Below are 15,100 nucleotides of genomic sequence, written 5' to 3'. Positions count from 1 at the left end.
ATCTATCGAATAAAATAATATAACCCGTAAAAAAGAGCGCCACACACTCCTTTTACGGGTTTTAGTTTATTTTATTTCAATACTTTAACGGGAATATCGAGATACCCCCCACCAGCGAGATAAAACCAAGATACTCCTTCTTGAACTAAAGAAAGTCTGAGTAAATAATGGCCAGATTTCTGGGGAAGCTTAATAATCATATTGCTCTCAGTCGATTGATTTGGATAAACATTTTCACTAAGAGCTGTTCGAATCCCATCTTCAAGCAACTTATCTCCAGTTTGGTTCATCCAATGATATGAAAGATTTACTTGTCCTTTACCAACTGGCTCCCCCCCCTCCAAACCTCATTTCCTGTATTTTTAACCTGTACTTTTAGTTCCACATCATTTTTACCCGCGTACCAAGTAGGAATAACAAAGGACGGTATTTGTCCTAACACCTTTATCTCACTATTAAAATTTGTTAGATTCTCAACTGGCTTATCCTGAATTTTCGGATCTGCCTTGAAACCGACATATTGCCATGTAGTTGCTTCCACAACATTGTTTTTTAGCATAAAAATTGAACTAGGAACCACTATCAAGCTCATCAACGCTATCAATACAATTTTATACCATCTATTAAAATCATTAAATAACGTCACAAACAAAACGCCCAAAACAACCAACACCTTTAAATAGTTTCCGAATATATCTGTAGCACCCATTCCTAAATGCCAGAGTAATACTATATAAGCTAATACAGAGTACCAAATAACATTTTTTCTAGCAGCCATGTAGGAAAGAAACGTAGCAAAAACTAGGAAGCAGATGGCAACCAAATGAATAAATACTTCCTTATTATTGCCCGCACTATAACTTTTAGCGGTATTAACCAACCACCCTTTCCCAAACCAACTTGTCATACCATGGGCTTGAGAGGAAGGGGTTTGCCCGAAGTGAATGGTCACATAAGCGTACCAAACAATTAACAGAATTCCTGGAATTGCAAACTTAATAGAAGACAGTTTAAATTTTTGAAGCACTTCGAGTTTTCCGAAGAAAGCAAGAATAAATACTACAGCCGCAAATACTGCATATCCTTCACGATTTAACAAGAGCAAACTTGCTGCGAGAACGTATAAGTTATACCTTTTTTCAAGTATAAGTATCAAACTAATTATAAATAGCGAATCTGCAGAAGCATCTGTGAGACCATGAAGTAGGGTATTTATTGAGTTTATAGAGAGCCCCCAAAACAGACTATAATACGGACTAATTCCTTTCTTAATAAGAAAACTTGATAAAATGTAAATTGCTAAACCCATAAGTAAGATTTGGACGAGATGAAACACCAATGGAGGTGTATAACTATAGTATCCTAGCAATTTAGATAATAAATTGGCCAACAATGGTACAGTAATTCGTTGATAGCGATATGATGGACTATCAATATGAGCAGGTACATCAGTATTTCCGAGCAGGTCATTAGAGATATTATAATAAAATTGTCCATCCCAACCTACTTGAGTTACTGGATACATCCCAATTGCTTTAGAGACTTCAGGAACACCAAAGGTCGCACCCGGCAAAAGCGAACCCCACATATGACCATTAAAGCTACGTTGATTATTTACAATAAGAACCCACAAGGTAAAAACCATAACGAAAAGCGAGAGAATCCAAGGAACACTTTTTGAAGTTAATAGCTTAGACTTCACTGCTATCAGCTCCTCCTTTTTTCTCAATAAACTCGGAGAAGTTTTTTGCTACATTCTCTCTGAACTCCATAGAATAATCCATTATATCTTTTGAGCTTAGTACAAAATTATCAATATAATCAAAATAAAATCTTGGTTCACCTGTAAATGCGCGGTTTTCCCTTATTGCTAAAACAGCTTGTAAGTAGGCATCTGAAGTGTTCTTAACCGAATGATGATTTACTATAGTGTTAATTGCGTTTTTACCCATCTCAGTCACCATGTTTTTGTCCGTCAAAAATAATACCATTGCATTAAATAAATCTTCACCTTCATCTTTTTCCGACTCACATCTAATCTTAATCGTGCAATCGTCCGGAAATTCAGAGAAAGAACCTATATTACTTACTATTGCAGGTTTCCCATAGCCCAATATTCTCAGAAGACTTGCAGAGGTTTCTCCTTGTGTTGGATAACGAAGATTTATGCATACATCGGATAATTTAATATAGTCTTTAAAGACCTCCAAATCGACGAAGCCGACTAACTTACATTCATCTTGCAACTTATATTTTTTTACCAACTGCTCTATTTCATCGTAGCCCTGCTCTTTCTCACCAACAATTAAATATGCAAAATTTTTATATCCATTATTTTTTAGCTTATTCAATACATGAAGTACAGCAGATATTCTCTTAACCTTTGTCACATAACCAAATGAAGCAAATATAAAAATATCTGGCTTAACGTTATATTTATTGCGTAGATCTAACTTATCCGTCTCGCTGATCACCTTTATATCATTTGTAAACAATGGAGCATACTGAACAAATGCACTTTCTTTCGTTTGAATAATTCCATCATAAGCGACTTTTGAATGGACTATCATACCTTTTGAAGAATCAATTAGTCTCTTGTTTAAAGGATATTGCAGGGTTTTATCAGTACCCCACATCAAACCGCTTTTACCTTGAGAAGCATTTCTCGCTAGGTAGACCCCTTCGTCTCCATAATTATAGTACATCTCATGAAGATAGCTCTCCCAATCGCCTTTTCCTACAGTAAGATTGATTATAAAATCGTGGATTGAATAATCATGTAACACTACAATGCCTGGATACTTTAATGCACATGCATATATATGTTCATGAAAATTTACATTGTTGCCAATATGATAAATCACTTCATCATATGTAGAGTATTCGCTTTTCGTAAAACTTGAAATTGAATTCACTCTAAAGTTTTGTTTTATGAACGATGAATCAGGCCAAAACCCTTCCACGAACAAGTCTATATCTGCAAACTCAAGCAGTTCTTTAAGCAACTCCTCGCTATAATCGGAGATTCCAGAACGTTGAGGATTCAGTGGCGATAAATAAGCAATCTTCATGAAAAATCCCTCACTTTAAACTCTTGGTGAGCTCTTCAATTACAAAATCCCAATTTATATCAGATACGATTTCATGACCATTTTGCCCGTATTGCTTTAATAGGGATTGATTATTTAACAACTTATTCATCTCAGTGCCTATTTCTTTAGGATCTGGGTTTAAAACCAACCCACTTTTATTATGTTTAACGAACTCTAAGACACCACCGGAATCGTTTGTTGTTACAACGGGTTTAGAACTTTTGAACGCCTCAATTGTAATATATCCATAGTCCTCATCTTTTGGGGCAAAATAAATCAGACTTGAATGGGCATAGTAATCGATTAACTCTTCATCGCTGATATAACCAAGGAATTGTACTCGTTGACTTTGCCCCTCTTTTTCAACAAGCTTTCGTAGATTCTCTTCATCTTTACCCTTGCCGGCAATCAGAAGCTTATATTTCTTATCTACATATTTTAACGATTTAATAAGTAGCTCATTCCGTTTCATCGGATCAAGTCTACCCGCCGAAAAATGTAATCCTGGCTTTCAGCAGATTTATATTTTCCTTCGTGTTTTGTAGGAGGATATAAGACTTCACTTTCAATTTGATTATACTTTAGAAGTCGGTCTTTAACGTTTTGAGAAATTGCAAACAACTGATTGGCCTGAGAGAGAAACTTATTATCAATGTCTCTAACATGATTAATAATTTTCAAGTCGTCACTTGTTTGACTAAACTCAGAATAAGAAGTCCCCAACAACTCATAAATACTTCTATGCTGATGAAACAACCAAACTACTTTATTCGGATGCTTGACGATATATGAGGGGTACTTTGTACAAATTACCATGTCTATTTTTTCGCCATTACTTTCTGTCAAATCCATCATACTCCAGATAAACGCTTCATTGATCAACCGTTCTTTTGGGTACCATTTAAAGGGAATATTTATGATTTCGCTATCAAAATTTCTTAATCTTAATTGCTTATTTAACTCTTCGACTAATACTTCGGCTCCTCCATAATTAAAAGGAACTTGAACAGCACAAATGGCAATTTTCTTTTTTCTCATTTATTATATGGCCTCCTGCCAACAGACTTTATTCCTTTGGCAATTCTTCTCGATTTAACAATACGAGAGTGATTTATCTTTAATAAACTAGCCATTTCTTTTTGCAGCCGTTCGTTTTCTTTAGTCAGCCGTTCCACTTGGTATATTAAATGTTTGTTTTCACTATCGCTAGCCATCAACCGCGAAATCATTTCATTTTGTACATTTACCATTTCATTAATTGAACGGGTGACTGAGCCATTAAATTCTCGTTGTTGTATTAATGGAATGTATATAATACCATACAAAATTTTTCGTATCGTTTTCTTAGCAATCACAATATATTTACCTAAATATCTTCTATGAGAAGTAAATATTTCAACCGTAGGTATATTCCACAATAGGTTGTTCTGTTTAAGTAGAGCATCAAATCGACCTGAGATTGAATATCGGTCAGAATAGGTTTCTTCTTGACCCGGCAAAGCAAGCTCTCTCATTTTTTTATTTATACGATTTAAAAAGTCCTTTTCCACCGGATCATCCTCTTTCCAATTTCCAAGCATGTTTAAGTTTTACAATCCCAACATCTTCCGATAAACTCGATACTTTAAGGGCTGTCCCCTCTTCGAAAACGTCATAAACATAACCGCTTTCATTTAATATTGACGCTGAAATTAAATAGGTGTTTGCTACCAAGTCTAGTGATGGAATATAAAACTGAATTGAGCCTATTTCATCACTAACAATCTCAGCTATATTTAAATGATCTATTAGAGTGCTCGTGCTATAGCAAGTAATTCCCTCCAAGTTAGATATTGTCAAACTAAATATGGGATTATTTACTTTTGTTATTGCTCGGTAATTAATTTTAATACAAGCTGTATCTCCTGACATAAAGGAAATTTTTTCCTCTCCGATCTCATTTGTTAACCTGACGTTCATAATCTTTATTTTATTATCAGTAATTAAGGGTGAGTCTAAGCCAATCTTAGACGATTCTTCTTCTTGACTAGAGTGTTTTTCTCCAAGGAGCCGCTTATTCTCCTCTTCACCTAGAAACTCTAAATATTTATCAATTGTATCTTTAGGTTTTCCATCGCTTACGATCTTACTATCGTGAATCCAGATAACTCTATCGCATAAACGTTTCATAGCACCTAAGTCATGAGAAACAAATACTATTGTAGTACCCTTGGTTTTAAGCTTGATCAATTGCTCCATACATTTTTGCTGAAAGGCAGAATCACCAACCGCAAGAACTTCATCAATTAATAATACGTCTGGTTCAACCATAATAGCTACAGAGAAAGCTAACCGCATGTACATACCAGATGAATAGGTTCGCACAGGATTATCAATAAAATCGTCTAACTCTGAAAAGCTTAAAATATCATTAAACTTTTCCTTTATTTCCTTTTTTAGTCAGTCCTAGTATTGCAGCATTCATAAAAACATTTTCTCTACCCGTGAATTCCGGTTGGAATCCCGCTCCTAGTTCAAGAAGACTTGAAATTTTTCCCTTCACTTGAATTTCACCTTGGTCCGGGTAAAGAATACCGGTTAAAAGTTTTAACAATGTGCTTTTTCCCGATCCATTTCTTCCTAGCAAACCAACTGTTTGTCCTTTGATAATATTTAACGAAACATTATGGAGTGCTGTAAATGTTTCTACTTTATTTTTGCGTCCTAGGATTCTCTCTTTGAGCGTAAATGCTCTATCCTTATATAATTTAAATGTCTTTGTTACAGTTCTAACTTCTATTGCATCCATAACTTCGACCCCTTAGATAACTTCTGCAAATTTTCGGCTTAAACGTTGAAACAGCATTAGTGAAATGAAAAACATTATGAATGAGACCAATAGTCCTATTCCCAGTTCAAAAATGGGAGGAGTTTGGTTATAATACAAAAGGTCTTGAAAACTCGTAATGATAATTGTCATCGGATTTGCATTAAAAATATACTCTAGTTCTTTAGGGATCATACTCTCTGGAAAAACAATTGGAGTTAAATAAAACCAGACCATTACAAGAATCCCTACAATATGCTCTAGATCGCGAAAATATACGTGCAAGGCAGAAATCACAAATGTTAAGGATGTAGTAAATAAAAACATAATAAGAAGAATGATAGGGAATAAAAACAAAGGCCATCCCATGCTAATTTTGCTAAACAATAAAATGACAACTAATACAATGAGGCTAAAAAAGTAATTAAGAACCCCCCCAATCACTACAGATAATGGGAGAAGTTCCTTAGGGAAATAAATTTTTTTTGATTAAACCGGCATTTCTAACAATAACTCCAGCTCCGGCTACTATTGACTGGCTTAAGATATTCCATGTAATTAATCCGATGAATAAAAATGCGGTGTAGTTTTCCATTTCAATTCGTACGACATATTTAAAAACTATGGAATACACAATAAGCATTAATACCGGGTTCAGTAGAGTCCACAAGAAACCTAAAAAAAGAACCCTTATATCTTGTACGTAAGTCTGTAAGGACCAGACTTTCAAGCATCTGTCGATAGGCATAAATCTCTTGGATCTTTTTAACCATTTCTAATAAACTCCTTTGAAGACCGTACTACATCTCTCCAATAATTCAGTACATCTAACAATGACTGTTTTAAAGTATATTTATTGGTCCATCCAATCGCTTCTCTAATTTTAGTAGAATCACCGACGTATCTTGGAATATCAATAGGTCTAAGCAACGCTTGATCAGAAACAATTCGAATTTCTTTATTTGCGCTCATAGATACATAAGATTCCAATATGGTTTTAATTGAGGTTGGAGTTCCAGAGCAAACGTTGTATGTTTGCCCCGCTTCTCCCTCTTTAGCTAATGCTTCATACGCTGCAACAATATCGCGAACATCGGAAAAGTCCCGTTCGGATTCAAGGTTACCAACTTTAATAATTGGATCGCTAGTCGCCAACTCAATATTAGCAACTTGCTTGGCTAAATCCGATGCAACAAAGCCTAGTCGCTGACCGGGACCAATATGGTTAAACGGACGTGTATGAATAATCTGTAAGTCATATACTTCAAAATAATGCCTTGCAAGCATACCTAGCGATACTTTAGAAAGCCCATAAGGGTTCTTTGGATTTAATACTGAAGTTTCTTTTATAGGAATACTAGCATCGATTTTTCCGTACTCTTCAGAAGAACCTATTGTAACAACTCTAACGCGCCCTCCTACACTGCTCTTCCTAATAGCTTCAAACAGATGGATGGAATTAACAGCATTGGCCTGAAAGACCTCGGCTGGCGAGTTCCAAGACTCACGCACGGAACTGAACCCTGCGAGATGATAGACTTGATCAGGGCTTATCAAATCAATATACCTTAAAAGGGTATCTTCATCTTCAGGATTCACTGAGAGTTGTTGATCGATAGGTAGCATAGTTAAGGTAGATGATGATCCCGGTCGTCCAATCCTATATACTTCATAACCAAGTCGGGTTAGATGTTCAACTAAATATGTTCCAACAAACCCGCTTGCCCCAGTCACCAATGCTTTCAATTTACTCACCGCTTTTTCTACTTAAATTAAGACTTTGCTGAATCTACTATTGCGCTGCAGATCACTTTCGACCATCATCTCTACTAACTCCGAAAACCCTACTTCGAGTTGCCATCCAAGTCTCATTTTTGCTTTAGAGCAGTTCCCAAGCAAAAGATCCACTTCGGCAGGACGTACGAACTTCGGATCCACGACGACATAATCACGCCAGTTCAATCCAACATGGCCAAATGCAATCTCAACAAGCTCCTGTACACTGTGCAGTTCGCCAGTCGAGATGACATAGTCATCGGCCTTGTCCTGTTGAAGCATCAGCCACATCGCTTTAACATAATCTCCGGCGAAGCCCCAATCGCGTTGCGCGTCCAAATTGCCCATACGAAGCTCTTTTTGGAGTCCAAGTTTAATGCGAGCAGCTGCATTTGTTACCTTACGGGTAACAAACTCAACGCCGCGGCGAGGAGATTCATGATTAAAGAGAATGCCCGAGCATGCATACATATTATAGCTTTCGCGGTAGTTGACGGTTATCCAATGACCATATACCTTAGCTACGCCATAAGGGCTACGTGGATAGAAAGGCGTCGTCTCGCGCTGCGGAGTCTCTACAACCTTACCGAACATCTCGCTGCTCGATGCTTGATAGAAACGAGCATCAGGCTTAACCATCCGTACGGCCTCGAGGATATTGGTAACGCCAATCCCGGTTTGCAGGCCCGTCAGAACTGGCTGATCCCACGAAGTACCCACGAATGATTGAGCAGCAAGATTATAAACCTCATCCGGTTGAGAGATGTTGACCGCATTAATTAAAGATCCTAGATCAAGCAGATCTCCTTCTACAAATTCAATTTCATCCTGAATATGCTCGATATTTTCGAGTATGGGAATACTCGTCCTGCGGCGCAGTCCGTATACTTTATATCCTTTTTCAAGTAATAACTCCGCCAGATAAGAACCGTCTTGTCCTGTAATCCCTGTGATTAATGCCTTTTTGTTCATCTTGTATTCTCCTCTGTTTTAGTAATCTGCGATTTCTTTCTTACAAATACTGTTCTCGTTTTTGCGTACGGAGCTCTTTAAGCAGCTTTTTCACTTCTTGTGCCTTATCTTTCGTACATATAAGCGTAACATCTTCTGTATCCACAACAATTAGATCTTCGATTCCCAATGTAGCGATCAACTTACCATCATTACTTTCAATAATACAATTTTTCGTGTCGATATTCAGTATATTTCCGCGAATTACATTACCATTATCGTCACGATCATCGATCCGGTCTAACGCCGTCCAACTGCCCACATCATCCCAACCTAGTTGGCAAGGGACAACATAAATGTGATCAGCTTTTTCCATAATTCCATAATCAATAGATTGATCCGGCATCTCCAAAAACTTTTGCTTAATCGTGTCACTTTCCCATGGCGTTCCTAGAGCAGGCTGAATGTCCTTTAAAAGGACGTCCATATCTGGCATGAATTGTTGAATCCTCTTACGTATGGTTTTGGACTTCCATATAAAGATTCCGCTATTCCAATAAAAGTTACCCTCTTCGATATACTTCTGAGCTATCTCCAGGTTCGGCTTCTCCACAAACTGATTTACCTTGTACACCGGTGTATTGAAGCTGTCCCACATTTCATCTGTACGCTCAATATAACCGTAACCGGTTTCCGGCCCCGTTGGTGAAACGCCAAGTGTTACGATATTCTCCTGCTGTTGCGCAACATGAACTGCTGTTTCAAGGATATTAATAAACTCACTTTCGTCCTTGATAATATGGTCAGATGGCAGAACAATCATCGTACTATCAGGATAACGCTCTTCAACGATTAAAGAGGCCAATCCAACACAAGGAGCGGTGTTACGCCCAATTGGCTCAATAATAATATTGTTAGTGGGCAATTTGGGAATCTGCGCTCCAATTAGTTCAGCATACGATTCGTTCGTAACGATGAAGATTTGTTTGATATCCATCAGTTTTTCCAGCCGAGCTACAGTCTGCTGGATCATGGACTTATTGCCTGCTATGTTGAGAAATTGCTTAGGCAGGTTTGTTCGACTTTTCGGCCAAAAACGTTCCCCTTTGCCGCCTGCCATTATTACGCTGGTGACCGTCATCGCGGACCTCCGACAATATTGTTAATTTCTTGAAGCCTCGCTACAATCAGTCTACCGACTGCGCTTGGTGAAAACTCCGACCGAATATGCTCTTGGCCTTTTAATGCGATTTGTGCGCGATATGCTTGATCTTCATAAAGCTTTCTCATATAGCGGGCCGCATGATCAATACTGGGGTCTGCCCAAACTTGCCCTCGTTGATAGGGGCCATAGTCGCGTTCTAGCTCTATTAGCTTATAATCCACTAGGCATGAATTGTCTTCAGTCATAAAGTCAATGTTTGCCGACCAGTTCGTCCCAATTGCCGGTTTACCCAAATACATAGCTTCTGCAAGTCCCAGTCCGAATCCTTCACTCCTGTGCAAGGATACAAAGGAGTCTGCAGCGTTAATCAGTGCATTTGTATCGTTTCTGCTAAGTATTTCTGTTATAAAGTAAATGTTCTTGTAATCGCTAAGTTCGCTCTTCAGACTTTGTAGGTCCTCTTTATTTGAACTTGCATTGTTAACTTTAATGATTAATCCAATATTCATGTCATCTGGCGCAAAAGCGTGTTGAAACGCCTTTATAGCGGCCATTGGATTCTTTCTTTCCTGAAAGCTGTTCATATCGTACATGGTAAGAAACAGAAAAGGATCGACAGGAAGCTTAAAGTAAGAACGCTGGCGGGGTTCAACGATTTTCACTTCAATGCCATGAGGAATAATTTTAACAGGTATCGGGCTTTTGACTGATATTGAGTCTGCAACAAATTTTGTCGGCGCCCAAATCTCGTGAGCAAACTTGAAACCGTCAAGCCATTCATCAGGAAATATAGGTAGCTCCCAATGCCAATAGCCGATATTGTAGCGACCATTAAATAGAGAAGGACCGTATTTTGTATAAACCTCGACCATTTGTTCCGCATTGACATGAAGAATGTTGAGGTTAAATCGAGGTAGTTCGGATTCCTTGTGCGCCCAACTGTTATCCGCTACTCTAGCTGTACTTGCGCCGCCGAAGTTTATAATGTCAAATGGTACATCGGTAGTCGATATCGCCCGTGCTGCTAAACGACATGACTCTCCGATTCCCATCTCGGCCCGAGCGTAACCTATAAGATTAATCCCATCGACGACGAATGGATCATTAAACTTTGCGGCATTAACATTCACGTTTTCCAGGGAGAAGGCCTTGTCTAAGACCCTCTTTTTTAACTTTTTCCTGGCCCCCTGTGGAATGAGCGGAAATATAACCTTCTTGCAAGCTATTGCAGTTCTATACACCCATGTATAAAACAACTGCTTCAATGACTACACCACCATAATTGCAATTCGTTTTCCTTCAATGTTTAAATTAAAATATTATATCACAATAGCAAGCTCATTTTACGAGAATCAACTAATCTTGAATTAAATCCCTACTTAAGCAGATAAGAGCCCCTCACCAACACCGTCAATCCATTTTTCTGCTTCGGATCCGGTTCAATACCCCTTCCATCCCGCGGAAACAGAATCAAATGGTTGGTAGCGACACTCATATCCGAGGCAATATCGGAACCTGCTGTAAGGTCCGATAAACCGTTTGTATCCGAACTATAAGCGACAGCTTTTCCAGTTCGTACGACCACTTCCCCGCCCGCGCCCACCATAAGCTTAGCGCCGAATGGCACAGTCACGACCTCGAGCTTTGGAGCTGCAGCTGGGTCAGCGCCGGCATCCCCGCCCGAAGCGCCTCCATTCTTTAGCTCCGTGATCTTCTGATCCACATAACTCTTCGTCACGATCGGATCGTCTGCGAGACCAGGCGTCGTCTGCTGAACGTCAGCATAGGCAGATTGGTACCAATTCACGCCGCCGGCAACGACGGCTGCAGCGACCAGTATGCCGAAGATCTTCGTATATCGATTCATGATGACCATCCCTTCACGCTCAATGATTGCTGACCGATTGCGCTTCAGCCTTGAAGATGACGGCTTCGCGAACGATCTGCGACTTGTCGTAATTCAGCCAGAAGTCAGGGTGCATGCTGAACTTGCGCCTAATTCTGACGGGGAGTTTCTTATAAGAAACGCCAAATCGGTAGCCCACGTATTTGGCACCTGCTTCTGCGATCCATCGCGGGATCCAAGTCCAATTTCCCTGTTTCCATAGTCGCCCCAGCTGCTCTGATACTAGCCGGCCGCCTTCTTTTTCTGCACGAGCATATTGGAAGATCCATTCGTTCATCCGCATGGATACGCCGATATCGAAGTTGCGCTTGAACTGCTTCTTCAAACTATAATCGTGAGAATGAATGACGCTGGCACGCGGGTTGTAGACGACAGCATAGCCATTGGTTATGCATTTCGCTGCAATCATCATGTCCTCGTTCAAGATGATCGGAGCCGGGAACCCTCCGAGCTGCAGAAAAACATCTCTTCGAATAGCCGAACAAACATTGGTGAAAAAGAACAGCTTAATGCCGAAGCGATCGAGATCCGCAAGCGTCTTATGGATATATAGCTCGGGATAGTTAATATCGCGCGTCATCCGTTCAAGTACATTGGATTCCGCCCTAGCGATCTGTCTACCGCAAACGGCCGCTACCTTCGTATCGGCAAAGGGCGCTACAATCTCCTCGATGAAGCGATCATGCTGCGGCACTGCATCCTGGGTCATATAAACGAGCACGTCGCCAGTCGTCTTCTGAGCGGCCAGATTCCGCGTGCCTCCATGATCAAAGTCCTTACGCTCTACCGACATCACTTTAGCGCCAAGTCTCTTTGCCATCAGCAGCGTCCCATCATCCGATCTGGAATCGACGACGAGAATCTCGTGCGGTCGCAGCGTTTGCTCCTGCAGCTTGCCTATGAGGTTAACAAGATACTTTTCTGCGTTTAACGTCGGCAGGATAACCGATACCTTCAACGTTATCCCTCCTTTCTATTTGAGCTGATCTAGTTGAGTAGCTTCGTTCGCGTCGGCTGCAATAAGTTTGTCATAAAGCGCTTGGTCGTCTTGTCCTTGCTTCCGAAGTGCTGCCAGGTAGTATCGCGCGATCTTGCGATTTGCTTCTACAGTCAAGTCTTCTTGCAAGGCAGGCTTTAAAATATCCGCTGCTTGCTGATAGTCGTTTGCAACGAAGGTGACTTCGCCAGCCGCCATCCTCACCGTGCTCGAGACGACGAACGTTCTCGCTAGTTCAACCGTCGCCGGCAGTCCTTTGACAACACGTTCCTGTTCGACGGTTTTATCGTACTGAGCCAGTATTTGTTCGGCAGTCTCTTTAGCCCCTGCTTGATCACCCGCCTGACTCTGCTGCTCCCACTTTCCTAGCAAAGTCGAGACTAAGCGATCATAGAAAGATTGTTCAAATGGGTATTGCTTAACCGCCTTTTGCATAATTTGAATGGCCACATCTTGATTGCCTCTCACCATCTGAATCGTATAATCAAGATCAATACCGGGACGATAGTAGGGCTCTGTCTTCACGAGCTTTTCTAAATACTTCTCCGCTTCTTGCAGGTAACTCTCATCCTTCGATTGGTCATACGCTTGATAGTTCCAACTCGTCAACTGCTGGAGCAGTACAGGCTGCCCAGACGTTATTTTAAGCCCTTGTTTGAGCGGATTGACGATATCGGCGAATGGTTTCTGCATCGCATACGCTTCGTTGGCGTTGTCGATTTGACTGGAGCTATACAATCGAAGGCTGGCAATCAGGAGAAGCGCAATTCCCACGACGCCAAGCGCAGCTCCACTCAGTTGCTTCAACTGTTTCGCTTGCTTCTTCGCCCAGTGCTTAACCGGTGATTGCGCGCCGCTCAGGATGCCTAGGCACATAAAGACGAGAATGTCGTAGAAGAGATAACTCATTTCAAAATCGATCGAAGCATGCAATAGAATCGTAATGGGCACGACAAAATAAAACAGGTACTTATTGCGCAGCTCCTCGGACATTCGCCTGTACTTGATAATAAAGGTAATTATGGAGTATACAATGAGGCCAAGTATGACGATCGTGCCAATCAGACCGACTTCAACGAGCAATTGCGTAATAAAGCTGTGCGTCTGCGCGCTGAGGTAGGGATAGGATTGATATTTTTCATAGGAAGCTTCCCATGCACCGCTACCTCCGCCGAATAACGGATACTCCTTCCACAGTTGGATCGCGTTCTTATACATTCTTAGACGCTCGTAAACGCTATGTGTTTCAAAATTTACGCCCTCAATTCGGTTTCTTAGAACAGGAGGCAGCAATTTGACTAGCGTATCGGACAATACGGCGAGCGCGCCCAAAATAAACAGAACGATAAGTCCAAGCGGCAGCCAGATCCCGGCGCGATTCGACGTTTTCGTCTCGACTTTGGATTGAAGCTGAGGTTCTATGTATCTCTCTATCGCATAGGTTATTGCACCCATGACAAGAGAAGCAACAACTAGAATTGCCCAATATCCGATCGAGTCCCCAGAAAAGATAGAGACCGTATCATAAGGTTGCTTGGCGTTTAAAGCCGTTTGGATGCCGCTGACGACTTCGATTCCGCGATCCGCTAATTTGGAGTATATAAGGAGAGAGATCCCCATTCCGATGACAGAATAGAGAATCAGCTTAATTTGCAGCTTCAGCCGAAGCATGGCCAGCGTGACGATCGCGATGATCGGAAGCACGACCAGCGCGCCACGCGACAGCGTCAGCAAAAAGGAAACGCACACGGGGACCAGCATGGTTCCATGCAGAATCTGAAGTCCTTTACGCGGCGTACGATTAATCTCCAGCAGCATGACGATCCACATAATGAGCAGCAGCACGGCATAAGCATTGGCGTATTGAAAGACGGACGTAATCCGAATGCCATCCTGCGGCGTCAGGGAATCCAGCATATAAGCATTGCCGAACATCGTCAGAAAGCCGTATGCAACCAGCAGATATCCAAACACTAAAAATACAAGCGGAAACCGATCCGTCAAATGATTGGACCGGGACCAAAACGTGCCTGCTACATAAAACAAGAATAATGCAAGATGAATTAAGATACCGATCTTCGCCATATACGGAGAGAAGGCATCAAATGAACTGATCAGATAGACGATCGGTATCAGAAGCGCGACCGCGCCGATGATCAAATTGCTGCGCGTCCATTCAAACGAATCTGCGCTAATTTGCACAATGAGCCACAACGTGACGAAAGCCGATACAATTAGCGTCAAGAAAGTTGGACTCTCGAATTGATATTGATTGGGACTATGAAGGCCAAAGCCGAGGAAGATTCCGTTTTTGAACATCGCGATAAACAAAATGAACGCGATCCATCCCCAGGCAAACCATTCTCTAAATCCCGACTTCTCTTGACGCTTCAACGCTGCCACTCCT

Annotated in this window: 16 protein-coding genes; all 16 read right to left on the bottom strand. The window is 40.9% G+C overall.

Annotated features, from left to right (window positions below; genetic code table 11):
• Positions 1-71: 71 nt before the first annotated feature.
• Complete coding sequence (locus OMP38_RS29595) at positions 72-344, bottom strand: hypothetical protein (RefSeq protein ID WP_277568267.1); 273 nt, start codon at positions 342-344, stop codon at positions 72-74.
• Positions 308-1,702 carry a hypothetical protein gene (locus OMP38_RS29590; RefSeq protein WP_277568266.1) on the bottom strand — a complete coding sequence of 465 codons (1,395 nt, stop codon included), beginning with the start codon at positions 1,700-1,702 and terminating at the stop codon, positions 308-310. The genes OMP38_RS29595 and OMP38_RS29590 overlap by 37 nt, the downstream gene beginning before the upstream one ends.
• A complete protein-coding gene (locus OMP38_RS29585; protein ID WP_277568265.1) occupies positions 1,692-3,071 on the bottom strand; it encodes a glycosyltransferase in 1,380 nt (459 codons plus the stop codon). The genes OMP38_RS29590 and OMP38_RS29585 overlap by 11 nt, the downstream gene beginning before the upstream one ends.
• Positions 3,072-3,081: 10 nt before the next feature.
• A complete protein-coding gene (locus OMP38_RS29580) occupies positions 3,082-3,564 on the bottom strand; it encodes a glycosyltransferase (protein ID WP_277568264.1) in 483 nt (160 codons plus the stop codon).
• Positions 3,561-4,130 (bottom strand): glycosyltransferase family protein, encoded by a 570-nt coding sequence (locus OMP38_RS29575; protein WP_277568263.1) that lies wholly within the window; start codon positions 4,128-4,130, stop codon positions 3,561-3,563. Before OMP38_RS29575 ends, OMP38_RS29580 begins: the two co-directional genes overlap by 4 nt.
• A complete protein-coding gene (locus OMP38_RS29570) occupies positions 4,127-4,642 on the bottom strand; it encodes a hypothetical protein (RefSeq protein WP_277568262.1) in 516 nt (171 codons plus the stop codon). The genes OMP38_RS29575 and OMP38_RS29570 overlap by 4 nt, the downstream gene beginning before the upstream one ends.
• A 4-nt stretch (positions 4,643-4,646) precedes the next feature.
• Positions 4,647-5,429 carry a Wzt carbohydrate-binding domain-containing protein gene (locus OMP38_RS29565; protein WP_277568261.1) on the bottom strand — a complete coding sequence of 261 codons (783 nt, stop codon included), beginning with the start codon at positions 5,427-5,429 and terminating at the stop codon, positions 4,647-4,649.
• Positions 5,430-5,502: 73 nt separating this feature from the next.
• A complete protein-coding gene (locus tag OMP38_RS29560) occupies positions 5,503-5,880 on the bottom strand; it encodes an ABC transporter ATP-binding protein (RefSeq protein WP_277568260.1) in 378 nt (125 codons plus the stop codon).
• Positions 5,881-5,892: 12 nt separating this feature from the next.
• Positions 5,893-6,342 carry an ABC transporter permease gene (locus tag OMP38_RS36385; RefSeq protein WP_420869767.1) on the bottom strand — a complete coding sequence of 150 codons (450 nt, stop codon included), beginning with the start codon at positions 6,340-6,342 and terminating at the stop codon, positions 5,893-5,895.
• Between the two features lie 321 nt (positions 6,343-6,663).
• Positions 6,664-7,644 (bottom strand): GDP-mannose 4,6-dehydratase, encoded by a 981-nt coding sequence (locus OMP38_RS29555; RefSeq protein WP_277568259.1) that lies wholly within the window; start codon positions 7,642-7,644, stop codon positions 6,664-6,666.
• Positions 7,645-7,665: 21 nt separating this feature from the next.
• Entirely contained in the window at positions 7,666-8,646 is a 981-nt protein-coding gene (gene gmd / locus OMP38_RS29550; protein WP_277568258.1) for a GDP-mannose 4,6-dehydratase, read from the bottom strand.
• A gap of 40 nt (positions 8,647-8,686) precedes the next feature.
• Positions 8,687-9,766, bottom strand: a complete 1,080-nt coding sequence (locus tag OMP38_RS29545) for a mannose-1-phosphate guanylyltransferase (RefSeq protein ID WP_277568257.1) — start codon at positions 9,764-9,766, stop codon at positions 8,687-8,689.
• Positions 9,763-11,055 (bottom strand): glycosyltransferase family 4 protein, encoded by a 1,293-nt coding sequence (locus tag OMP38_RS29540; RefSeq protein ID WP_277568256.1) that lies wholly within the window; start codon positions 11,053-11,055, stop codon positions 9,763-9,765. The genes OMP38_RS29545 and OMP38_RS29540 overlap by 4 nt, the downstream gene beginning before the upstream one ends.
• A 110-nt stretch (positions 11,056-11,165) precedes the next feature.
• On the bottom strand, positions 11,166-11,657 hold the full coding sequence (locus tag OMP38_RS29535) for a hypothetical protein (RefSeq protein WP_277568255.1): 492 nt from the start codon (positions 11,655-11,657) through the stop codon (positions 11,166-11,168).
• Positions 11,658-11,676: 19 nt separating this feature from the next.
• Positions 11,677-12,654 carry a glycosyltransferase family 2 protein gene (locus OMP38_RS29530; RefSeq protein WP_277568254.1) on the bottom strand — a complete coding sequence of 326 codons (978 nt, stop codon included), beginning with the start codon at positions 12,652-12,654 and terminating at the stop codon, positions 11,677-11,679.
• 15 nt (positions 12,655-12,669) lie between these two features.
• Entirely contained in the window at positions 12,670-15,087 is a 2,418-nt protein-coding gene (locus OMP38_RS29525; RefSeq protein WP_277568253.1) for an O-antigen ligase family protein, read from the bottom strand.
• Positions 15,088-15,100: the final 13 nt, after the last annotated feature.

Source organism: Cohnella ginsengisoli, assembly GCF_029525555.1.
Lineage (GTDB): Bacteria > Bacillota > Bacilli > Paenibacillales > Paenibacillaceae > Cohnella > Cohnella ginsengisoli.
This window is presented reverse-complemented; position numbering and strand designations above follow the sequence as displayed.

Excerpts from the sequence above, each read along its gene's own strand:
- OMP38_RS29535 (WP_277568255.1), bottom strand. The coding sequence starts at position 11,657 with ATGAATCGATATACGAAGATCTTCGGCATACTGGTCGCTGCAGCCGTC.
- OMP38_RS29545 (WP_277568257.1), bottom strand. The coding sequence starts at position 9,766 with ATGACGGTCACCAGCGTAATAATGGCAGGCGGCAAAGGGGAACGTTTT.
- gmd (WP_277568258.1), bottom strand. The coding sequence starts at position 8,646 with ATGAACAAAAAGGCATTAATCACAGGGATTACAGGACAAGACGGTTCT.
- OMP38_RS29575 (WP_277568263.1), bottom strand. The coding sequence starts at position 4,130 with ATGAGAAAAAAGAAAATTGCCATTTGTGCTGTTCAAGTTCCTTTTAAT.
- OMP38_RS29585 (WP_277568265.1), bottom strand. The coding sequence starts at position 3,071 with ATGAAGATTGCTTATTTATCGCCACTGAATCCTCAACGTTCTGGAATC.
- OMP38_RS29565 (WP_277568261.1), bottom strand. The coding sequence starts at position 5,429 with ATGCGGTTAGCTTTCTCTGTAGCTATTATGGTTGAACCAGACGTATTA.
- OMP38_RS29560 (WP_277568260.1), bottom strand. The coding sequence starts at position 5,880 with ATGGATGCAATAGAAGTTAGAACTGTAACAAAGACATTTAAATTATAT.
- OMP38_RS29580 (WP_277568264.1), bottom strand. The coding sequence starts at position 3,564 with ATGAAACGGAATGAGCTACTTATTAAATCGTTAAAATATGTAGATAAG.